We start from the raw sequence: 21,626 nt of genomic DNA on the forward strand, positions 1-21,626 counted from the left end.
ATTAACGGTTTTCTACAAGAAAATCAATTGCTTTGCGAACTTTTAAATCTTCTTTCATCGCGTCAGTAGAACCGATGGCTTGTTTAATATTTTCAACAGGCATGTTGTATGCTTCAGCCATTTTAGTAAGCTCAGCATCAACTTCCTCATCTGATACTTCAAGGTTTTCCGCTTTCGCAATCGCCTCAAGAGTCAGGTTAGATTTTACGCGTTTTTCAGCATCTTCTTTCATTTGCTCTTTAAGCGCAGCTTCATCTTGACCTGAGAATTGAGTGTAAAGCTCAAGGTTCATGCCTTGCATTTGCAGACGCTGTTCGAATTCTTTCAGCATGCGGTCAAGCTCAGTGTCGACCATTGCTTGCGGAACATCGATTTCAGCATTTTCAGAAGCTTTCAGAACAAGCTCTTCACGCAATTTAGCGTCAGCTTCGTTTTCTTTTGCTTCTTCTAAACGTTTCTTAGTTTTTTCAGTTAATTCAGCGAGTGTTTCCACTTCTTCATCGATATCTTTTGCGAATTCATCGTCAAGCTCAGGAAGCTCTTTCGCTTTGATTTCGTGAATTTTCACTTTGAACACAGCTGGTTTGCCTGCAAGATCTTCAGCGTGGTACTCCTCAGGGAATGTCACTTCAACATCCTTCTCAGCACCTGCTTCAAGGCCAACTAATTGATCTTCGAAGCCAGGGATGAATGAACCAGAACCTACTTCTAGAGAGTAGTTTTCAGCTTTTCCGCCTTCGAATGCTTCGCCGTCAACGAATCCTTCGAAATCAAGAACAACTGTGTTTCCTTCTTCAACAGCGCCTTCTTCTTTTACAACAAGCTCAGCTTGACGCTCTTGAAGCGCTTTTAGTTCGTTTTGAACATCTTCGTCAGTTACAGTTGTGTCGTCTTTTTCAATGCCTAAGCCTTTGTAGTCGCCAAGCTTCACTTCAGGTTTTACTGTTACTTTCGCAGTGAAGATTAAGCTTTCGCCTTTTTCGATTTTTTCAACGTCGATTTCAGGACGGTCTACAGGCTCGATTCCAGCTTCTTCAACCGCTTTAGGGTATTCTACAGGAAGAAGAATATCCAAAGCATCTTGGTAAAGAGCTTCTACGCCAAAGCGCTGTTCGAATAATCCGCGAGGAATTTTACCTTTACGGAATCCAGGAATTGAAACCTGTTTAACTACTTTTTTAAATGCATCATCAAGTGCTGTTTTAAACGTTTCAGCATCAACTTCAACCGTTAAAACGCCTTCGTTGCCTTCTTGTTTTTCCCATTTTACAGACATGTGTTTCCCTCCAAAAATCTATTCAGGTTGTGTCGGTCTTCCATTCTAAAGCAATCATTCGGCTTCGTCCAACAAAAACAAAGCTGCCAAAGATCAGAATCATTATGTATAGATGTAAATAATGAACTGCAAAGCCTGTCCAACCGTATTTCTTATAACCCGTTATACACAAATACAACCACTATATTATAACATAACACATAGCGCTTTCAACTATATGGCGCGATTTACAAATAAGAAATTTCTTCAATATCTTTTAACATTGTGCAAGCTTCATCGAGTTCTCTGTCGGTAAATTCATACATCATATGAAGTTCTTCGCTTTCAATTTCAATCCCGTGCATCTCGTAACCGACTTTATGAAGGGCAGCCGCCCAAAGGTCAGCCGACAGCAATTTCGGCTGGAACGGATATAAAACGTACAAATGTCTTCTCCACAATTCTTCTACTGCTGCATATAAGGTTGGATTTTCATTTCCAAGTGTCTCATCCAGCACCCTGAGAACACGGTGCAGAATCGGCGCGGCATCAGGCGGAACAATCTCAGACGGTTCAATTGTCAACGACTCGCCAAATTTACTAATGTGTACAGGTTTACTGTACTCATGCTCAGCCAACAGCATGACAATCATCGTTTTGATAATCGGATGGGCTGAGGGGTCTTGAAGGATTGTTTTAAGCAATCCTGTATACTTTGCTACGTTACGGTCTTTCAAGGAATGAATGAGATTCATTTGCTCCTCAGGGCTTGCCAGCACTTTCTCAGTGTCAATTGTATCCTCATATTCTTCGGCCCAAGCCTCGTCCTCACGATCCGGATCGGTCATTTTCCGGCTGAAATCCAGCAGCTTATAAAATTGCTCGGCGCTTTCTGCCGGCAGCTGATTTTCTTCCAAAACGGCTTCAATGGTGCTTTTGACTTCTTCATATTTTTTGAGCTGAATTAAGATGGTCATGTACACCTGCAAAACCGTAAAATAATGGCCATAACCTTCTTTGAGCATCTTCTCGCACACGCTTTTTGCCTCTTCCAGCTCGCCCAGTTCTAAAAAGCAGATGGCCATCCCTAAGTGAAGATCGGATTCAGTATCATCATATTTCATCGCTTCTGAAAACAGTTCGAGCGCTTCTTGATACTTTTTTTCCTTTAGTGATGACATCCCTTTTTCCACAAGGCGGTCTTTCAGATGAGGAAAAGGAATAATTTTTGCGTTCTTCTTGTCATGCGTCATACCTATATTCCTTTCAGGCATTTATTTTGTTCAAGTGTATCAACACCTGTGAACAAACACAAGAAATGAAAGGTTTCACCAGGCAAAAAAAGCCGCCGGACAAATACCGGCCGCTTTTTCAGTCTTGAAGCCAAGAGCTTCTTTGTGATTCAAATTGCTTGATTTCATCTTCCAGCAGCAGCGTTAATGAAATTTCATCATATCCGTTGATCAGCATCTCTTTCCAATGTGAATCAACTTCAAATGAAATTTGATTGCCTTCACTGTCATGAATCAGCTGCTTTTCAAGGTCAACAGTCATTTGCAATGACTTGTTTTCATACTGGCCGACAAGCTGTTTCCAATTGTCATATGGCATGCGGATCGGAAGCATGCCGTTTTTAAAGCAGTTCTGATGGAAAATATCAGCAAATGACGGTGCAATAATAATTTTAAACCCATAATCATCAAGTGCCCACGGAGCGTGTTCACGCGATGACCCGCAGCCGAAGTTTTCTCCTGCTATTAAAATGGAAGCTCCTTGATAAACAGGCTGGTTTAATTCAAATTCAGGGTTCGGTTCACCATTCGCATCATATCTCCAGTCAAAGAATGCAAAACGCCCGTAGCCTGTTCTTTCAATCCTCTTCAAAAATTGCTTAGGAATAATCTGGTCTGTATCCACATTGATCCGATTTAATACGGCTGCTTTCCCCGTATGTGATTTCAAAGGTTCCATCTCGCGCACTCCTTACACAACTGTTTTTTCCTGATAAAACTTTCTGACATCAACGAAGTGTCCGTGAATGGCAGCCATCGCAGCCATTGCCGGGCTGACGAGATGTGTTCTTGCACCTTTTCCTTGTCTGCCCTCGAAGTTGCGGTTAGAGGTTGATGCACAGCGCTCTCCCTCAGGAACAACATCATTATTCATACTCAAACACATGCTGCAGCCTGACTCTCTCCATTCAAATCCAGCTTCCAAGAAAATCTGGTCAAGCCCTTCTTTTTCAGCCTGAAGCTTCACGCTTTGGGATCCGGGCACGACGATGGCCCTTACGCTGTCAGCTACCTTCTTCCCCTTGATCATGTCAGCAGCCTGGCGAAGGTCAGTCATGCGGGAATTCGTGCAGGAACCGATAAATACGTGCTCCACTTTAATGTCTTCAATTTTCTGATGAGGAGTCAGTCCCATATATTCATAAGCGCGAATCGCTTCTTTTTTATCATCTTCTGCAGAAAAGCTTTCCGGCGCAGGGACTTCAGAATCGACAGGAAGAACCATTCCCGGGTTAATGCCCCATGTCACCATAGGGGAAATTTTGTTGCCGTCAAGGACGATAGATTTATCGTAAACAGCGCCCGGGTCTGTGCGCAGCGCCTTCCATTCCTCTACGGCCTTGTCAAATTCTTCGCCTTTTGGCGTGTACTTGCGATTTTTGCAATATTCAAACGTCACCTCGTCAGGTGCAATCAAACCTGCTCTTGCTCCTGCTTCAATTGACATGTTACAAACAGTCATTCGTTCATCCATCGTCATATTTCTGAATACTTCCCCAGTGTATTCAATGACGTAGCCTGTGCCGAATTTCACACCGTATTTGCCGATGACAGCAAGGATGACATCCTTTGCCGTTACCCCTTTTTGAAGCGTTCCATCTACGCGCACTTCAAGTGTTTTTGGACGCTGCTGCCAAAGTGTCTGTGTGGAAAGGACATGTTCAACTTCACTCGTCCCGATTCCAAATGCAAGAGCGCCGAAAGCGCCATGTGTTGATGTATGACTGTCACCGCACACAATCGTTTTCCCTGGAAGCGTTAAGCCTAGTTCAGGTCCGACGACATGGACAATCCCTTGATCCACACTGTGAAGATCGGCAAGGCGCACGCCAAATTCCTCACAGTTTCTTTCAAGCGCCGTTACCTGGCGTTTCGCAACTTCATCCTTTATCTCAAAACGATTGACAGTCGGGATGTTGTGGTCCATTGTCGCAAATGTGTTTTGGGGTCTTCTGACCTTTCTTCCCTTTTGTCTCAAGCCTTCAAATGCCTGAGGAGACGTCACCTCATGAATGAGGTGCAAATCAATATAGAGAAGATCCGGCTTTCCCTCACCATGTTTTACAATATGCTGATCCCAAATCTTTTCGATGATTGTTCGAGGCATCATCTTTTATTTCCTCCCTCTACCTAGAGCTAAGACCGCTTAACGTAAGCTGTCACACATTAGAAATTGTATTTTCACTCATGATTGCTGCCTTAACTTCCTCTGTAATGGCCTGAGTGCTGCTGAACTCTTCACTCCGTGCCAAGTCTCTTGTTCTTTTTCCAGAAGCCAAGACTTTGTTTACCGCATCTTCTACAGCTTTCGCTTCCTCTTCAAGCCCGAAAGATGTTCTCAAAAGCATTGCCGCTGACAATATGGCTGCGAACGGATTTGCCATCCCTTTACCGGCAATATCAGGCGCGGAGCCATGAACAGGTTCAAACAGATGAAGGCCAGAGCTTGATAGGCTGGCTGACGGGAGCATTCCGAGCGAGCCTGTAAGCATGGACGCTTCATCGCTTAAAATATCACCGAACATATTTTCAGTCACCACGACATCAAATTGATTCGGTGCATAAATTAGCTGCATGGCCGCGTTATCCACAAGCATGTGCTCAAGCTTCACATCAGGAAACTCTTGTGCAACGTCCTCAGCCACTTCACGCCACAGCCGGCTTGATTCAAGAACATTCGCTTTATCTACAGAGGTCACTTTGCCTTTTCTGGCTGCCGCCATTTTGAAGCCCTCTCTGATCACTCGTTCAATTTCCGTTCGCTTATAAAACAGTGTATCTACTGCTTCCTGCTCACCTTCAGTGTTTACATAGCGTTTGCTCGGCTGGCCGAAATACAAGCCGCCTGTGAGCTCACGAACGATAACGAAATCAACATTATCTATATATTCTTTTTTCAAAGGCGAAGCGTCAGAAAGGCTTTCAAATACCTTCACAGGCCGTAAATTCGCAAACAAATCAAGCTGTTTTCTGATGCTGAGCAGCCCTTTTTCCGGTCTCAGTTCCGAAGGATTTTGATCCCATTTCGGTCCGCCGACAGCACCAAGCAATATCGCGTCTGCATTTTTACAAGCAGCAACGGTTTCCTCCGGGAGGGGGTTATGATGTTCATCAATAGCCGCCCCTCCAATCAGGCCATATTCAAATTCAAATTCATGGTTAAAGCGTTCGGCAACACTTTTCAGTACGTCTGTCGCTGATTCTAATACTTCAGGGCCGATCCCGTCTCCGGGCAATAGAGCAATACGTTTCTTCAAGTTAACCGTTCTCCTTTCTTTTATGATCCGACAGCTGTGTGGTTTTTCAATCCGCTCATATTCGACTGGAAAACCAATTGACGGTTGACTGCGTTCAAATAAGCTTTCGCTGATGCTTCTAATACGTCTTGCGCTATGCCCCGCCCTGCTGATTCTTTTCCGTTCACCAAAACTCTTACATACACCTGGGCAAATGCATCTTCGCCTTTTCTGTTAGACTGAATGCGGTAGTCTAAGAGCTCTACGTCCTTATCGATGCAGCGCTCAAGCGTATTGTAGATTGCTTCCACGCTTCCAGCTCCAGTTGCAGCTTCCTGAATAAGCTCTGCGTTTTCTTGATTTTTCAACGAAAGAGTAGCCGTAGGGACCTGACTTGTTCCGTAATGTACTTGAAGAGAAAGAAATTCATACCCAATCTTGCGATCTGTTACTTTTTCTTCTAAAATAAGAGAAACAAGATCCTCATCAGTGATTTCTTTTTTCTTCTCAGTCAACTCTTTGAACATCGTAAAGAATTTATTAATCTCTTCACTGTCAAATTGGAATCCTAAAGCAGTCAGCCGGTCTTTAAATGCGTGGCGTCCGGAATGTTTACCTAGGACAAGCGCATCTGCGGTTACGCCGACAAGCTCCGGTGAAATAATTTCATAAGTCGATTTTTCCTTTAAAAAGCCGTCCTGATGGATGCCTGATTCATGAGCAAATGCATTATCTCCAACAACCGCTTTGTTGCGCGGGACAGCCATGCCTGTCAGTTTGCTTACTAAATCACTTGTTCTCTTAATCTCGTTCAGTGTAATGCCTGTTTCGACTTGGTAGAAATCTTTTCTGGTATGGAGGGCTACGGCAATTTCCTCTAATGCCGCGTTTCCGGCTCTTTCACCGATCCCGTTCACAGCACATTCGATTTGATCAGCGCCATTTTCAATCGCAGCAAGAGAGTTTGCGACTGCCATTCCCAAATCATCATGACAGTGGGCTGAAAGCTTTGCTTTGTGAATGTTCGGAACGTTTTCCTTCATATACCTAAAGATATTTCCGTATTCCGCCGGAGCCAGGTAGCCGACAGTGTCCGGAAGATTGATAACACTGGCGCCTGCGTCAATCACTTTCTCGACAATTTCTGCTAGAAACGGCAGTTCAGTGCGGCAGGCATCTTCAGCTGACCATTGCACAATCGGAAAACGTTCTTTTGCGTATTTCACCATTTCAACCGCTCTTTCAATGACTTGCTCACGTGTCATTTTCAGCTTGTGCTTCAAATGAATGTCCGATGTCGCAATAAATACATGAATTCTTGGTTGAGCACCATCCTTTAACGCTTCCCAAGCAGCATCAATATCACCTTTTACACAACGGGCCAGACCAGTTACTGAACAATTTTTAATGGTTCTTGCGATTTCCTGAACAGCTAAAAAGTCACCTCGGGACGAAGCGGGAAATCCCGCTTCAATGATATCTGCCCCGAGTCTTTCGAGCTGCTTAGCTATGGCAAGTTTCTCCTGTGTATTCAAGTTCACTCCAGGGGACTGTTCACCATCACGAAGCGTCGTATCGAAAAAATTAATTTTGCGCAACGGAGACCACCGCTTCCTTCTTCTTGCCTTGTTTCACAAACGGCATCATTTCACGAAGCTTTCTTCCCACTACTTCGATTTGATGTTCGTTCTCGCTTGCATTGATAGCGTTGAAACGAGGACGGTTTACTTGGTTTTCGACGATCCACTCTTTTGCGAATGTACCGTTTTGGATATCTTTTAATACTTCTTTCATAGATTCTTTTACTTTAGCGTCCACAACGCGAGGACCTGATACGAAATCTCCCCACTGTGCTGTGTCAGAGATTGAATATCTCATTCCTGCAAGTCCTTCTTCGTACATAAGGTCTACGATTAATTTCAGCTCATGAAGGCACTCGAAGTATGCAAGTTCAGGCTGATAACCTGCTTCAGTTAATGTTTCAAATCCGGCTTTGACAAGCGCGCTTAATCCGCCGCAAAGAACTGCTTGCTCACCGAACAAATCTGTTTCTGTTTCTTCTTTAAATGTCGTTTCTAATACGCCAGCTCTTGCGCCGCCAATTCCTTTAGCATAAGCGAGGGCTTTGTCTCTTGCTTCTCCAGTCACATCTTGATAGATTGCGAACAATGCAGGTACGCCAGCTCCTTGCTCATATGTTCTTCTTACCAAGTGTCCCGGGCCTTTAGGCGCAACTAAAAATACATCTACATCCGCCGGAGGAACAATTTGATGGAAATGCACGTTAAATCCATGAGCGAATACTAATGATTTTCCTGCTGTCAATTCATCTTTGATTTCAGCTTCGTATACTTTTTGCTGCTGTTCATCCGGAAGCAGAACCATGATGATTTCCGCTTGGGCTGCCGCTTCTTTTACTGAAAATACTTTATGTCCGTCTTCTTGGGCTTGAGTGAAAGATTTTCCTGGTCTAACACCGACGATCACGTCTACTCCGCTTTCTTTAAGGTTCAGGGCATGTGCGTGGCCTTGCGAACCGTACCCGATAACCGCTACTGTTTTTCCAGCCAATACGTTCTCTTTGATATCACCGTTATAATATACTTTTACCATTTCAATCTCTCCCTTGTTATGTTTTATACAATAGATATTGTTTTATTGGATGACGCCTTTTGCTGGGTTCCCCTCGCAAAAGCCGTTGTACCTGTTCTCGCGATTTCTTTAATGCCATAAGGTTTTAATAATTCAATAAGCGCTTCAATTTTGTTAGATTCACCCGTCACCTGAACAACGATGCTGTCTCTGCTGACATCAACGACAGAGGCTCTAAACGGTTCTATGATTCCATTAATCTCTGTTCTCGTTGAAGGTGCGGAGACAACCTTGATTAAGGCCAGCTCCCTCTGGACAATCGATTGATTTGTGATGTCCGTAACTTTCAGCACATCAATCTGTTTGTTGAGCTGTTTCGTTAACTGTTCAACATCATTTTCACCTTCAACATGAACGACGAAGGTGATTCTGGAAACGCCGGCTGTTTCTGTGTGTCCAACTGTAATGCTTTCAATGTTGTAATGCCTTTTTGTGAATAGACCGGTGATCCGGTTTAGCACCCCGGAGCGGTTCACCACAGTCAATGTGATAATTCTTTTCAAGGTTTCACCCCCACCATTTCATGCAGCCCTTTCCCCGGAGCCACCATCGGGAATACTTTTTCTTCGCTAGCAACCCGCACGTCAATGACAACAGGTTCTCTTGATGTTAATGCCTCTTCCAGCTTTTCCTTTGCTTCCGCTTCTGATGAAATTCTGATGCCTTTAATGCCGTATGCTTCGGACAATTTGACGAAGTCAGGCTGAGAAGCGAATTTAGATTCTGAATAACGTTCTTCATAGAAAATTTCCTGCCACTGTCTGACCATTCCGAGACAAGCGTTATTTAAAATCACTACCTTGACCGGAAGATTTAATTCGCGAATAACATCGAGTTCTTGAAGCGTCATTTGGAATCCGCCGTCTCCGACAACCGCGACAACAGTAGCATCTTTTTCGGCCAGCTGTGCGCCGATCGCCGCCGGAAGACCGAATCCCATCGTTCCAAGTCCGCCTGACGTGACCCATTTATCTGCTTTTTGGAACGGATAAAATTGCGCTGACCACATTTGATGCTGGCCTACATCCGTTGCGACAATGGCCTCTCCTTTTGTAAATTGATGAATATATTCAATCAATTTCTGAGGTTTAAAACCTTCTTCTTCATTATCTACATACCAGAGCGGATACTCTTCTTTCCATTCGGCGAGCTGTTTTTTCCATTCGCTTGAATCGCTTTGTTTGCCGTCTTGTTTGATCAGCTCCTGCAGGACAATTTTGCTGTCTCCGACTACAGGAATCTGTGTTTTCATGATTTTTCCGATTTCAGCTGGATCAATATCGATGTGAGCAATCTTTGCGTTTCTGGCAAAGTGTTTCAGGTTTCCTGTGACACGGTCATCAAAACGGGCGCCGATACTGATTAATAGATCACATTCATGAAGGGCCATATTGGCTGTATAAGTACCGTGCATCCCCGCCATCCCTAGGAAAAGCGGATGGTCAGCCGGGAAGCCTCCGAGTCCCAAAAGGGTGTGTGCCACAGGGATTTGCTGCTGTTCAGCATAATTTTTTAATTCTTCTGACGCTTTTCCGTGCAGTACGCCCGCACCCGCCAGGATCACCGGTTTTTTCGCACTGCTCACGGCTTCCACAAGCTTGCGGATCTGCAAATAATTCGGCTCTGTTGTCGGCTGGTATCCCGGGAGATTCATCTCATGATCGTAGCTGAATTCTCCTTCAATTGTTGCTACATCTTTCGGAATATCAATCAATACAGGTCCGGGTCTTCCAGTTGTTGCAATATGAAACGCTTCTTTAATGATGCGCGGCAGATCTTCCGGCTGGCGAACCTGGTAGCTGTGTTTTGTCACTGGCATCGTAATCCCTAAAATGTCCGCTTCCTGAAATGCATCGCTCCCGATTACAGAGGTTGCTACCTGCCCTGTAAAGACGACTAACGGCAATGAATCAATCATGGCATCAGCAAGGCCTGTAACAAGGTTTGTCGCTCCCGGTCCTGACGTGGCAATGACGACACCCGGTTTTCCGGAGACTCTTGCGTATCCCTCCGCTGCATGAATTGCTCCTTGTTCGTGACGGGGAAGGATATGTACCAACCCTGAATTGTATAGCTTATCGTAAATCGGAAGCACAGCCCCGCCCGGATAACCGAAGATCATTTCTACTTTCTCTTTTTTTAATGATTCAATCAGCATTAATGCTCCGCTCATCGTCTGTGTACATTCGGCAGATGCTGAATCCACCTGTACATTAGTCCCCATTTTAGTTCCTCCTTTTGGATTTTCATCCTTTAAAGATCATCTTTTCACTAGCTAGATAGCTGATTATTCAATAAAAAAAGCCCTTCCGCCCACAATCAGCCGCGCAGTAACTGCGATAGCTAAAAGGGGCGAAAAGGCTTTTCTTTCCGCGGTACCACCCTTGTTTACGGCCTGTTAATCGGCCGTCTCATGGATATTTCTATCCGCTTTAGTAACGAGTGAATCAAGTTCACCCGGCCAAGTCCTACTGTCATTTCAGACTGGCACTCTGAGGCGAGTTCACCTTGTAAAGCTTCGCCGGTTCTCAGCTAACCCGGTTCTCTGTGGAAAGCTTTATCAAGGCTACTTATCCTCATCTGCGCTTTTCATATTCAGCCTTCGGAACGGCTTTCCAGCTGTTCAAGAAGGTCGTTCGTTTTTCATTTTTTTAGAATCATACTGCGATGATTTTCGCTTGTGAAGCTTGCATTTATCTTTTGTTGAACTCATATTACGCCGCTTTGGACGCAGTGTCAACAGCATTTTTTAAAATTATTAGACAATTTTGATTAATCAATCTATATTGTATACGCTTTCATTATTGGTACAAAAGGAATTGCAAATGTTAAAAGTTTTTATAATTTTTTTATTAATCTATCAAGAATACACCAGAATTATTTAATTTTATATAAACATGGAAGATTTTATAACACGATATGGTTCGTATATGGATTGAGTCTGACAGATCATCTTGCAATCCATTTCAATTTCGGATAGGCACTTCTCTTGTTCCCTCGGCATACATTAATGATATCTTGCAAAGAAAAGGTGATACGATGAATAAATCATTTGCAGACATGCAAGGATTTCCTGCGGGCTTTCCAAGCTTCCCCAACTTTCCGCAGCAGTACTATCCTGCTGTCCCTCCCTTTTACCAGCAAAGCCAGCAGCCATTTGGAGGCTACGGATACGGACAGCCGTTCAGTCAGGCATACAGCCCGTTAACCACTCCCTCTGGAATGTACTCCTCATTCCCATACGCTTCAGGATTTTACGGACAGCAATTTTCAGGTGCAGGCTTTAGCGGCCATGGCGGCAGCTTAAGTGCTCCAGCGATACATGCCGGCGGATTCAGCGGGGCGCCAGGCGTACACGGAGGCTTTAGATATTAAAGAATACCACAAGGGCCGAACATCTATTGCGGTCCTTTTATTGTTTTAAAACGACTTCACAAATACAGTCACATTTTCTGTCTTTATATTTGGAAACAGGATGGAATATGATTAAGATGAATTGAACGATATTCTGCACAATCCGTAAGTTTTCGAGGAGGAATAAAATTGCATATAAAAATAGACGATTTAACTGGACGTCAGGTGGTTTCACTGGTGAATGAGCATTTACATAGCATGACGCTTATGTCCCCGCCAGAAAGCATTCATGCCTTAGGTCTAGAAAAACTAAGAGGGCCTGAAATAACATTTTGGAGCGCATGGGAAGGTGATGAACTAGCTGGCTGCGGAGCGCTAAAAGAACTGGACACCCGGCATGGAGAAATCAAATCAATGCGAACATCTGCATCACATTTAAGAAAAGGCGTTGCCAAACAAGTTCTCCAGCACATCATTGAAGAAGCCGAGAAACGAGGTTATGAGAGACTAAGCTTAGAAACGGGTTCAATGGATTCATTTAAGCCGGCAAGAAAATTGTATGAAAGCTTCGGTTTCCAGTATTGTGAACCGTTTGCAGACTATGTTGAAGATCCAAACAGTGTGTTTATGACGAAGGAATTGTGAGACGATTTTATAAGGATAGATAAGTGCAGGGGAAGGTCTGTCTATCTCTTACCGTTTTCCCTTCTAACGTTTAATAGAGTAAGTCAACAAAAACCATCCAACATTGCATTGGATGGTTTTTGGATGGATGGTTTATTTATATTTATTTACTTCGTACATCAAAATATTTTTAAACACAACATAATCCTTTTTACTTTCAAAAGGCCCTTTGTTGTTGTCATGCTCATCTATTTCATAAAAGCCCGGTCCCTCTCCGGCATCACGCTGCTTGTACCATTTGAGGAATCCGTTCACTTCTTTCATAGACAGCTGATATTCTTTTTGCAAACCGTTTACCATGGTGACAACAAGAAGGGCGTCTCCGTCTTCTGCTGAGTTATCCTCAGAAGGTGTTGTTGATCCTTTGTCCTTATCTCCTGAATTGCCTTCAGAAGGTGTTGTTGATCCTTTATCCTTATCTCCCGGAGTTTCCTCTGAATCGGATGGTATGTTTAAATCCTTCAATGAAATTGACATTACTGATTTAAATTTAGAGGCTGCACTTCCAGTAAAACTGGATGTTTCCTCTCTTCCACCGATTACGTAAAGAGTATCATCAATGACGGCAGAAGAATGAGCCATTCTGTAGGGGGCTTTAGGGTTTTTTACCGCTGTAGCTGATTGACTTTTAGGATCGTACACCTTAATTCGGTTTACCCCTCCAGTCATCAGAATTTTTCCTTTGTAAGTAAGAGCAGAATAATACCCTGCTGTGAATCCTTTACCATTTTCTACCCATGTGTCTTTTTCTGGATCATAAACATAAACGATTTGGGGTATATAATGCGTTCCGCCAAGAATATATAGTTTATTATCAATTACTGCAGTAGAAGCTCCTGTTACTTCATAATTTAAATTCTGTTTTTTCTCCCATTTTTTCGTTTCGAGATCGTAACTGTAAGTCGTTGCATATCTAGAATTTTCATAGGCCACAACATATATTTTCTTTCCTATAGCTTCTGCATAAATCTTATAAGCTGGAACTTTATTATTTCCAAAGGGAAGATCATCTAATTTTTCCCATGTATCTTTTTTTGGATCATAAACTTCTACTGTCTTGACAACTCCATCGTTTGACCTTCCACCCATGACATAAATTTTACCGTCAACTGTAACAGTTGCAGCACCTCCCCTCTCTGTGGGCATGTCGGCTTTTCTTGTCCATTCATTTGTTTTAGGATCATAGACAAACGTTTGATTCCCATAAGCACCTGGTTTTACAGTTCCGCCACCTATCACATATATCTTTCCATCTACTACACCGTTGCTTGCGCCGACACGCGGCTCAGGCAAATCTGCTCTTTCTTTCCATTCAACTGTTTCAGCGCTAACTGTTTGGAGCGATTGAAACAGCGTAATAACGAATAAGAAAAAAACAACGAACCATTTTTTCAAAAGAAAACACTCCTTTGTTTAATTGTTTCACAAAACAAATATCGGCAAGACTATGAATTTTTTCATATCTTTTCCTGTATATTCATTTTTCAGGAAATTCTAATTAAAGTTTTCTCTAAAAAACTCGGATGTTTTCAATCTTGTTTATTTTAAAGAGCAGCGGGAATTACAAACGACATGAACGATATAATGCAAATTCATAAAGGAGGAGATTGATATGAAAAGCATAGTTGGTGTATACGATACCCCGCAGGAAACCATCGCAGCGATTGAAGGCTTACTCACAAAAGGCTATGATTCTGATGACATTTCTGTTGTGACAAGTCGGCGAGATACAGATTATTTGGAGTCACGTACAGGAACAGAAGTCAATCAAGCCATCGATGCACATCAGGACGAATCTGAATCTTTTTTCGATAAACTGAAAGATTATTTCACAATGGATGATACTGCTACACACAGCAAAGCATTATCCGACTTGGATATTAAAACTGATGAAATAGACAAGTATCAAGAAGATTTGGATGACGGAAAACTTCTGGTAGCCGTCGATACAGATGCAGATGTAATCGCTCCTATTGATAACGGCAATGCCCTTTCAGGCGGCTTTTCAAGCACAAATGAATTGGATTATACAACGAAAGAAGAAAAAACGATGCCGCTCCGGGAAGAACAGCTGAAAGTCGATAAGGAAGACGTTCAAACCGGCGAAGTAGAAATAGGAAAAGAAGTGAAAACAGAAAAAAGAGATATGGACATTCCTGTGAGACATGATGAAATTTATGTCGAACGCCGTCCAGTGGATGAAAATAAAACGGATGCTTCTCCCGTCAACGATTCGGAAGAGATCAGAGTTCCAATCGTTGAGGAAAAGCTTGAAGTGACTAAAAAACCGGTTGTCACTGATGAAGTGGTTGTCGGCAAACGCACTGTTGAAGAAAATGAACATATTTCTGAAACTGTGAAAAAAGAAGAACCTCGTCTGAATAAAGAAGGAAAAGTTGACGGCTTGGATGATGATCCGTTAAATAACAAATGAAAATCATAAGCCGACAACAAAAAACCTCAAATCCTAAATGGATTTGAGGTTTTTCTTTTGGTACGTCCCAGGAGAGATTCGAACTCCCGACCGACGGCTTAGAAGGCCGTTGCTCTATCCAGCTGAGCTACTGGGACACGTTTTGTTTTTTGTTTTTCGCTTTAACTATCAGCGACAAGATTTATTATATATGGGATGCAATAATAAGTCAACGGTTTTTTAGAATTTTTTTCATAAGGAAGAAAATTTTCTTCCTCATGACATTTTCATAGTGTGACTCGGTTTTGCAGATCCTCAATTTCATTGCCTGCTTGGTCGTAAAAACGGACTGTCGCAGCATCATTTTCTAATGTCAGTATAGCATAGCTTTCTGTCCTGCGCACCCTCGGAAGCCGGATGCTACCTGGGTTAATCATCAGTTTGCCCCGCAGCACTTCGCTTCCCGCGATGTGCGAATGCCCGAAGCAGATAATATCCGCTCCGAGCTCCTCTGCACGATAGTATACGTTTAACAAGGTCTGTTTTATACCGTGAAGGTGGCCGTGTGTGACCAGTATTTTTCTTGAACCGGCAGTCAGTAGAAGCTCGTCCTTAAAATCGCCGGCAAAATCGCAATTGCCTTTTACAACCGCATAAGGCTCCAATGCAGGATGCCTCGTTTCAAGCTCAGAGTCCCCGCAATGAATCATGAGATCAACTTCTGCCTCATGCCGTTTCGCAATGGTTTGGAGTTCTTCTTCAAGCCCATGGCTGTCACTGATAATCAGCACGTTCATGTACAAGCTTCCTCCTTATGCCTCCAAAAGCTTAGACAGCTTTTTAAGCGCGTCAGCCCTATGGCTGATTTTATTTTTTTCATCACTTGTCAGTTCAGCCATTGTCTTATCTTTATCTTTCACGATAAAAATTGGGTCATAGCCAAAGCCATATTCTCCTCTCGGTTCTTCGGCAATATACCCTTCAACATGGCCTTCGACTGTTTTTGTTTCCTCACCGGGAATACTCACGGCCAGTGCGCAGCGGAAACGGGCGGTGCGCTGTTCTTTTTCGATACCTTTCAGCTCGCTGAGCACTTTTTCGATATTTGCCTGGTCGTCTTTCTGTTCCCCTGCATAGCGGGCTGAATAAACCCCGGGCCTGCCGCCAAGATTATCGATGGATAGACCGGAGTCGTCCGCAATCACCATTTTGTTCACTGCTTTGGCAACAGCTTCCGCTTTCAGAATGGCATTTTCTTCAAATGTATGGCCTGTTTCTTCAATTTCCTCTGTGAATCCAATTTCAGCTAAAGATTTGACATCATAGCCTCTTGGCTCAAGAATTTCTTTGAATTCCTTCACTTTTCCCGGATTATGTGTCGCAATAATTGCTTCTTTCATGATGATCAAGCCTTTCTGTCTTTATTTCAGTTCTGGCAGAGAATCACCCAGCACTTCTTTTTGCTTGTCAATCAGCTCTTGAATTCCTTTTTCCGCAAGACCCAGAAGACCGTTCAGATCCTCTCTTGAAAAAGTCGCCTCTTCCCCGGTTCCCTGCAGTTCCACAAAACGGCCGCTGCCTGTCATGATGACATTCATGTCAACTTCAGCCGAGGAATCTTCTTCATAATTTAAATCTAACAAAATTCCCTGTTCCTTATCAATTCCAACAGAGATTGCAGCAAGAAAATCAGTGATCGGATTTGTCTTGATTGTTCCTGCTTTGATCAGCTTGCCAATCGCAATCGCCATAGCAAGAAATGCGCCTGTAATGGAAGCTGTTCTAGTTCCTCCATCAGCTTGAATAACATCACAGTCAATCCAAATCGTCCGTTCACCGAGCTTTTCCAGATCTACAACAGCTCGAAGCGCGCGGCCGATCAGGCGTTGGATCTCCATTGTTCTGCCGGAAATTTTCCCCTTAGAAGATTCTCTGATTGTTCTTTGGTTTGTTGCCCGCGGCAGCATGCTGTACTCTGCTGTAATCCAGCCTTTCCCTCCGCCCCGCAAAAACGGCGGTACGCGGTCCTCAACAGACGCGTTGCAGATTACCTTAGTATTTCCCGCTGTTATTAGAACAGAACCTTCCGGATGGCTGATAAAATCCAGATCGAATGTGATTGGACGCAGCTCATCGTGTTGTCTTCCGTCATGTCTCATGTTTTACCTCCGATTGTATGTACATAAACCATTTTTGTCCCGGAATTGAATAAAGAAAGAGGCAGCCGGAACGCTAACCTCTTTCTTTCTAGTATATCAAAAATCCCAATTTAAAAACTACCCGTATTCACTTGAGATGGTCTGGAGACCGGTTCTGTGAGCTTTTCGCCTTTTTCATTTACCAGCTCTGATTTTCCGTTCACTTTAACAGACACGCCTTTTATATCCGGCTGCTCCGTTAACGTGAGCACAATGCTGTTCAGCACTTCTGAAGAAATCATTTTCGTCTTCTCATCGGCGCTGCCGAATATAGATTGATTGAAATCCAACGTCACGCGCCCGTCTTTGATTTTCGGTTTGCTGACCAGCTTTACATCTTCACTGAAGTCTGTTAACAGCCCGCTCACCTTGCTTGGGCCTTTAGCCAATTCATTAATGGCTGCTGTGATGTCGTCTTTTTCCGAATTGTCGATTCGTTTCGTCACCGGCACGTAGTATTCACTGTCTTCATTTTCCGCCAAATAGTAGACTGTCAGCGGATGGGTAGCAGTGAGATCATTTACACCGGCTGTTTCCAAATTAATGCCGTCTTTGCGGCTTAAATCATCTGAGATCGGTGTCCCTCCTACAGGCATCTCCTTCAGTTCATGCCCGTTTATTCTCAGCTTCACTTTATCTATCGAACTAAATTGCGTCAGCGTCCACGTCACAGACTGAACGATTTTCTGTTCGTCTTCTTTCTTATAATTTTTGAACTCATTAGAGAAATCAGCTATCGCCGTTCCATCTTTTTTGATGTCAACGTTAACGGTGGTGTCAGCCGGCAATACAGCTCTGAAGCCATTCGGAAGAATTTCAGACACAGGCCCGCCCTGTACGAGGTATTCAAGCGCCTGCTTAGCCGTGCTCTCACTTTTAGGGAGAGGCAGCGTTTGCGCAACAACATACCCGTTTTTATCAATGAGATAAAGCTCCCTCATGACAGTAGATGAGGCTTGATCCGCTTTTGCGGTATCGCTTTTTTCACTTTCTGTTTTTTTGGCTGCTGTTGTATTTGAATTGGCACCCGCTTCATCGTTCACGAATGTAACGTCTTGAGGCGGATCAATTTCCTCGGCTGCCTTATCAGATTGAAACAAACCGCATCCGGATAAAAGCAAGGCAGAGGTGAGACAAGTGGCACCAATGACTGCAGGTCCTTTTTTCAGCATACTTTTCCCTCCTAAGGATGTTTGTACTATTATGTATACGAGCCTCTTTAGGAAATAGACCGAAGAATTCCGGCAAAACAGAAAAAACCCGCAACATACCGTTGCGGGGAAAACTATCTTCTAATCGGTTCTTGCAGCGAGATGCATTCCACATGGCCCACCTCATGACCAAACCAATCGTCTGCGATTTTCGCAAACTGATCACGCGCTCCTGTTGTCAAGAACTGATGATCCGGGGCATTCGCAGACTGGTTCAGCAGCCCTTTATACGAGAGAATCGTGCTGACTTCCCGGGCTGTTTCATCGCCGGACGAAATAATGTTAACGTGTTCTCCCATATATCTTTGAATGGCTTCTTTCAAAATGGGATAGTGGGTGCAGCCTAAAATCAGCGAATCAATCGATGTATCTTTTAACGGATACAGCGAGGTTTTGACAATCTCGTCTGCTGTTTTGTCAAGAAACTTCCCGCTTTCCACAAAAGGCACAAGCAGCGGGCAGGCAAGGTTTTCAACCTTCAGATCAGGATTTAATGCCAAAAGCGCCTCTTCGTACGCATTGCTCTTAATCGTATTCTCTGTGCCGATGACACCGATATGCTGATTATCCGTCACTTTTATCGCTGCTCTCGCACCAGGCTGAATCACTCCGACCACCGGTATACCGACGCTTCGCTGGATGTCATCCAATGCGATCGCTGTTGCTGTATTACAGGCGATCACGAGCATTTTGATATGGTGGTTTTCGAGTAAATAATTCGTCAGCTCCCACGTATATTGAAGCACCTCTTCTTCAGGACGCGGCCCATAAGGACACCGTTTCGTATCCCCGACGTAGATAATATTTTCTTTAGGTAGCTGTCTCATGATTTCCTTCGCAACGGTTAAACCGCCAACCCCGGAATCAATGACTCCTATTGGTTGTTCCAACAAAATCGCCTCATTTTCTCTTCATTTCATGCTGCAGTTTCATCAAAGATTTTTCGAAGATGGCTATTTCTTCATCTGTAAACGATTCGAACATATCACGCAGATATTCCTGTCTTTTTGTAATGACCTCTTGGATAATACGTTCTCCTTCAGGCAGCAGATGTATCCGGACAACACGTCTGTCCGCCGGGTCCTTGACCCGCTCAACAAGCTCATTTTTTTGCATGCGGTCGATTAAGTCCGTTGTCGTGCTGCATGCCAGATACATTTTGCCCGATAATTCACCGATTGTCATATCTCCTAATTCATAAAGCCATTGCAAGCCGACAAATTGCGGCGGCGTAATCGCATATTGGTTAAGGATTTCTCGTCCTTTTTGCTTAATGATCGCGGCAATGTGGCGGAGTGACTTTTCAATATCCGCAACATGCTCCAAAGGTTTTGATGTCATTTGTCCATCCCTCACTCAAGGATCTCTTACGCACAAAAGCGTTCCGTGTCTATTTTCCTTCTTTTTTGAAGAAAATGCAAGACTCGCAGGAGAGAAATAGAGGACTTTAGTCAAACAACATCAAGAAATAAAATTTATTTTATGACTTGCCTACGTTTTGCACAGCATTCCAAATATGGTTTCGAATGTTCCAACAAACAGCAATAACCGGCTCCTTCCTAAAAGAAGGAATACCGGCAAGGATTAAAGCTCTAGCTCACCCATTCTAAGAAGCTCAACAACGGCTTGCGAACGCCCTTTCACACCCAATTTCTGCATGGCATTTGATATGCATATCTATCGCAAACTAAAACAATAATAATCACTTGAATTTATAATGGAAATCGACTGTTCCATCCTCGTATATTACAAGTTTATCAATAAGCGCTGAAAATGCTTCGAATAAATCCTGATCAGTTCTTTCCAGCTGTGCGAATGCATTCTTAATATTTGATATGTCGATTGTTTCTTCTTCCTCACGCTCAAGCATGAACAGCTTATCGTTCAGTTTTTCAATTTGTTCTTCAAGCTCTTTTCGCTTCGCCTGGAATTCCGTCTTAGTGATCAACTGATCTTCCAAGTACAATTCGATTAGACGTTTTTTCTTGTTTTCTGCATTTTCGATTTCTATTTTCGTTCGCTTGATCCGGTTTTTCTTCTGCTCTTCAAAATCAGATTTTACATCCAGTTTTAACTTCTTGCCCTTTTGTTTCAGTGTTTTAATAACAAAAGCCCGCAAGTCCTTATATTGCATCGGAGCATGATTTACACAAAGAGCAGTTCCACCTCGTCTGTAGGCGCTACACTTCAAATAATTAAACTCTTTCTTCTCACGTTTCTGATTGTATTTGTACGACGGTAGCACAACCATATTGCAACCGCACACACCACATTTCATCATTCCTCGTAGCTCATTCCGAGGGTTAAAACGCTTTTTACGCATCTTGTGTTCTTTGTTATTAGCTTTCTCATACTCTTCTTCTGATATGATCTTAGGACACCAGTCTTTGTAAACAGTCCATTTTTCTTTTGGGTTGCGGATAAATTTTTTCCGTCCCCCTATTTTGACTTGAGTATGTCTATTGGCAATAAACACGCCACAATAAATAGGATTCTTTAAAATCGTTTGTACTGTAGACAGCTGCCAAAACTCAGTCTTTTGAGGCTTTACAATGTTTCCAAGTGCCAATTCTTCGTTAAGCTTGAGAACGATCCTTTTATGTCCATATCCATGATTATTATGAAGATCAAAAATAAAACGTACGACTTTTGCTTCTTCTTCATTGATAGCTAGGAATTTACCTTCTTTCTTAAATCCAAAAGGTACACGGCCGGAATGTTCACCACGGCGGGCTTTTGCTGCTAGTGCCCCACTGGCTGCCACTGAAATTGTTTGAGGGTATTGGGCTGCAAACATTGAAAACATTTCAAATTTCATTGAGTTTTTGCCTTCATATAGGCTATCATAGCCCTCTTCAAGCGTCACAACTCTTACACCGTGAGCCAATAAAACCTCTCGAATTTCAAGGGCATCTTTAAGATCACGTGCAAGCCGGCTGATTGATTTAAAAACAACCATCTTCAGCTTTCTTTTTTGCGCCTTATCTAAAATGAGTTGCATTGCTTTTCGATCAAGCAGCACTGTCCCGCTTATCCCATCATCTAATTGGATTGCTTCATCTTTCCATTCGTAATTATTTTTCTCAATCCAATGATGACAAATATCAATTTGGTTGGCTATTGATGTCACCTGTTCATCTTTTTCTGAGGAAACCCGTGCGTAAACTGCATAAGGGTAATCTTCATATTTGATGATCTCCTGTGTTTCTGTCTCTTTGAAGAACACTAAACCACCCCATTATTTTGCATTTGGTACATTTTAGTGTGATTATAGCATAATGATTACGAACCTCCTATACTTTTCCGGTTGATTTTAGAACATTTGTTCTTG

At 43.2% G+C, this 21,626-nt stretch carries 20 protein-coding genes, 1 tRNA gene, 1 pseudogene and 1 other annotated feature; of the genes and pseudogenes, 3 read left to right on the forward strand and 19 right to left on the reverse strand.

Annotated features, from left to right (window positions below; all coding sequences use genetic code 11):
* Nucleotide 1: 1 nt before the first annotated feature.
* From tig to ilvB, 9 genes are all read right to left on the reverse strand, one after another.
* Complete coding sequence (gene tig / locus MKX38_RS13885; RefSeq protein ID WP_014480469.1) at nt 2–1,276, reverse strand: trigger factor; 1,275 nt, start codon at nt 1,274–1,276, stop codon at nt 2–4.
* A gap of 227 nt (nt 1,277–1,503) precedes the next feature.
* Nucleotides 1,504–2,508, reverse strand: a complete 1,005-nt coding sequence (gene ddcA / locus MKX38_RS13890; RefSeq protein WP_015483530.1) for a DNA damage checkpoint antagonist DdcA — start codon at nt 2,506–2,508, stop codon at nt 1,504–1,506.
* A 118-nt stretch (nt 2,509–2,626) separates the two neighbouring features.
* A complete protein-coding gene (leuD, locus tag MKX38_RS13895) occupies nt 2,627–3,226 on the reverse strand; it encodes a 3-isopropylmalate dehydratase small subunit (RefSeq protein WP_339187436.1) in 600 nt (199 codons plus the stop codon).
* A 12-nt stretch (nt 3,227–3,238) separates the two neighbouring features.
* Nucleotides 3,239–4,657 (reverse strand): 3-isopropylmalate dehydratase large subunit, encoded by a 1,419-nt coding sequence (gene leuC, locus MKX38_RS13900; protein ID WP_003229604.1) that lies wholly within the window; start codon nt 4,655–4,657, stop codon nt 3,239–3,241.
* 49 nt (nt 4,658–4,706) lie between these two features.
* A complete protein-coding gene (gene leuB, locus MKX38_RS13905) occupies nt 4,707–5,804 on the reverse strand; it encodes a 3-isopropylmalate dehydrogenase (protein ID WP_004399139.1) in 1,098 nt (365 codons plus the stop codon).
* Nucleotides 5,805–5,824: 20 nt separating this feature from the next.
* A complete protein-coding gene (locus tag MKX38_RS13910; protein WP_038427818.1) occupies nt 5,825–7,381 on the reverse strand; it encodes a 2-isopropylmalate synthase in 1,557 nt (518 codons plus the stop codon).
* Nucleotides 7,368–8,396, reverse strand: a complete 1,029-nt coding sequence (ilvC, locus tag MKX38_RS13915; RefSeq protein ID WP_021480255.1) for a ketol-acid reductoisomerase — start codon at nt 8,394–8,396, stop codon at nt 7,368–7,370. Before ilvC ends, MKX38_RS13910 begins: the two co-directional genes overlap by 14 nt.
* Nucleotides 8,397–8,419: 23 nt before the next feature.
* On the reverse strand, nt 8,420–8,938 hold the full coding sequence (gene ilvN / locus MKX38_RS13920; protein WP_004399096.1) for an acetolactate synthase small subunit: 519 nt from the start codon (nt 8,936–8,938) through the stop codon (nt 8,420–8,422).
* Entirely contained in the window at nt 8,935–10,659 is a 1,725-nt protein-coding gene (gene ilvB / locus MKX38_RS13925) for an acetolactate synthase large subunit (protein WP_004398643.1), read from the reverse strand. Before ilvB ends, ilvN begins: the two co-directional genes overlap by 4 nt.
* 121 nt (nt 10,660–10,780) lie before the next feature.
* Nucleotides 10,781–11,027, reverse strand: a binding site (T-box leader).
* A gap of 447 nt (nt 11,028–11,474) precedes the next feature.
* Here ilvB and cotQ point away from each other — a divergent pair.
* Entirely contained in the window at nt 11,475–11,810 is a 336-nt protein-coding gene (gene cotQ / locus MKX38_RS13930) for an inner spore coat protein CotQ (RefSeq protein WP_004398743.1), read from the forward strand.
* A gap of 168 nt (nt 11,811–11,978) precedes the next feature.
* Nucleotides 11,979–12,434 (forward strand): GNAT family N-acetyltransferase, encoded by a 456-nt coding sequence (locus MKX38_RS13935; RefSeq protein ID WP_339187439.1) that lies wholly within the window; start codon nt 11,979–11,981, stop codon nt 12,432–12,434.
* A gap of 132 nt (nt 12,435–12,566) precedes the next feature.
* On the opposite strand, the gene MKX38_RS13940 is transcribed toward MKX38_RS13935, so the two are convergent.
* Nucleotides 12,567–13,868, reverse strand: coding sequence for a DUF1668 domain-containing protein (locus MKX38_RS13940; protein ID WP_339187442.1), 1,302 nt, complete (start codon nt 13,866–13,868; stop codon nt 12,567–12,569).
* Between the two features lie 217 nt (nt 13,869–14,085).
* Between MKX38_RS13940 and MKX38_RS13945 the strand changes: the two genes are divergently transcribed.
* The gene (locus MKX38_RS13945; RefSeq protein WP_339187444.1) at nt 14,086–14,907 is read left to right on the forward strand and encodes a YsnF/AvaK domain-containing protein; all 822 of its coding nucleotides are present in this window, start codon (nt 14,086–14,088) and stop codon (nt 14,905–14,907) included.
* Between the two features lie 63 nt (nt 14,908–14,970).
* Here the strand turns inward: MKX38_RS13945 and MKX38_RS13950 are convergent.
* The 9 genes and pseudogenes from MKX38_RS13950 to MKX38_RS13990 form a co-directional block, all read right to left on the reverse strand.
* Nucleotides 14,971–15,044 (reverse strand) — tRNA-Arg (locus MKX38_RS13950).
* Nucleotides 15,045–15,173: 129 nt separating this feature from the next.
* Entirely contained in the window at nt 15,174–15,683 is a 510-nt protein-coding gene (locus tag MKX38_RS13955) for a metallophosphoesterase (protein WP_015384295.1), read from the reverse strand.
* Nucleotides 15,684–15,698: 15 nt separating this feature from the next.
* Nucleotides 15,699–16,295 carry an XTP/dITP diphosphatase gene (locus MKX38_RS13960; RefSeq protein WP_015251523.1) on the reverse strand — a complete coding sequence of 199 codons (597 nt, stop codon included), beginning with the start codon at nt 16,293–16,295 and terminating at the stop codon, nt 15,699–15,701.
* A 12-nt stretch (nt 16,296–16,307) separates the two neighbouring features.
* A complete protein-coding gene (rph, locus tag MKX38_RS13965) occupies nt 16,308–17,045 on the reverse strand; it encodes a ribonuclease PH (protein ID WP_003246039.1) in 738 nt (245 codons plus the stop codon).
* Nucleotides 17,046–17,155: 110 nt separating this feature from the next.
* The gene (gerM, locus tag MKX38_RS13970; protein WP_021480263.1) at nt 17,156–18,256 is read right to left on the reverse strand and encodes a spore germination protein GerM; all 1,101 of its coding nucleotides are present in this window, start codon (nt 18,254–18,256) and stop codon (nt 17,156–17,158) included.
* Nucleotides 18,257–18,369: 113 nt separating this feature from the next.
* Nucleotides 18,370–19,188: a glutamate racemase gene (gene racE / locus MKX38_RS13975; protein ID WP_015251521.1), complete on the reverse strand. Its 819-nt coding sequence runs from the start codon at nt 19,186–19,188 to the stop codon at nt 18,370–18,372.
* 7 nt (nt 19,189–19,195) lie between these two features.
* The gene (locus tag MKX38_RS13980; protein ID WP_003229573.1) at nt 19,196–19,636 is read right to left on the reverse strand and encodes a MarR family transcriptional regulator; all 441 of its coding nucleotides are present in this window, start codon (nt 19,634–19,636) and stop codon (nt 19,196–19,198) included.
* Between the two features lie 243 nt (nt 19,637–19,879).
* Nucleotides 19,880–19,966: pseudogene (gerE, locus tag MKX38_RS13985) on the reverse strand (spore germination transcription factor GerE); the annotation flags it as partial.
* 31 nt (nt 19,967–19,997) lie between these two features.
* Nucleotides 19,998–21,521, reverse strand: coding sequence for a recombinase family protein (locus MKX38_RS13990; protein WP_041339462.1), 1,524 nt, complete (start codon nt 21,519–21,521; stop codon nt 19,998–20,000).
* Nucleotides 21,522–21,626 lie beyond the last annotated feature (105 nt).

The sequence above is a fragment of the Bacillus sp. FSL M8-0025 genome, from assembly GCF_037975475.1.
Taxonomy (GTDB): Bacteria; Bacillota; Bacilli; order Bacillales; family Bacillaceae; genus Bacillus; species Bacillus subtilis.

Coding starts and splice junctions, on each gene's coding strand:
- tig (WP_014480469.1), bottom strand. CDS start 1,276: ATGTCTGTAAAATGGGAAAAACAAGAAGGCAACGAAGGCGTTTTAACG.
- cotQ (WP_004398743.1), top strand. CDS start 11,475: ATGAATAAATCATTTGCAGACATGCAAGGATTTCCTGCGGGCTTTCCA.
- gerM (WP_021480263.1), bottom strand. CDS start 18,256: ATGCTGAAAAAAGGACCTGCAGTCATTGGTGCCACTTGTCTCACCTCT.
- MKX38_RS13980 (WP_003229573.1), bottom strand. CDS start 19,636: ATGACATCAAAACCTTTGGAGCATGTTGCGGATATTGAAAAGTCACTC.
- leuC (WP_003229604.1), bottom strand. CDS start 4,657: ATGATGCCTCGAACAATCATCGAAAAGATTTGGGATCAGCATATTGTA.
- ddcA (WP_015483530.1), bottom strand. CDS start 2,508: ATGACGCATGACAAGAAGAACGCAAAAATTATTCCTTTTCCTCATCTG.
- leuD (WP_339187436.1), bottom strand. CDS start 3,226: ATGGAACCTTTGAAATCACATACGGGGAAAGCAGCCGTATTAAATCGG.
- ilvC (WP_021480255.1), bottom strand. CDS start 8,396: ATGGTAAAAGTATATTATAACGGTGATATCAAAGAGAACGTATTGGCT.
- ilvB (WP_004398643.1), bottom strand. CDS start 10,659: ATGGGGACTAATGTACAGGTGGATTCAGCATCTGCCGAATGTACACAG.
- MKX38_RS13955 (WP_015384295.1), bottom strand. CDS start 15,683: ATGAACGTGCTGATTATCAGTGACAGCCATGGGCTTGAAGAAGAACTC.
- MKX38_RS13945 (WP_339187444.1), top strand. CDS start 14,086: ATGAAAAGCATAGTTGGTGTATACGATACCCCGCAGGAAACCATCGCA.
- rph (WP_003246039.1), bottom strand. CDS start 17,045: ATGAGACATGACGGAAGACAACACGATGAGCTGCGTCCAATCACATTC.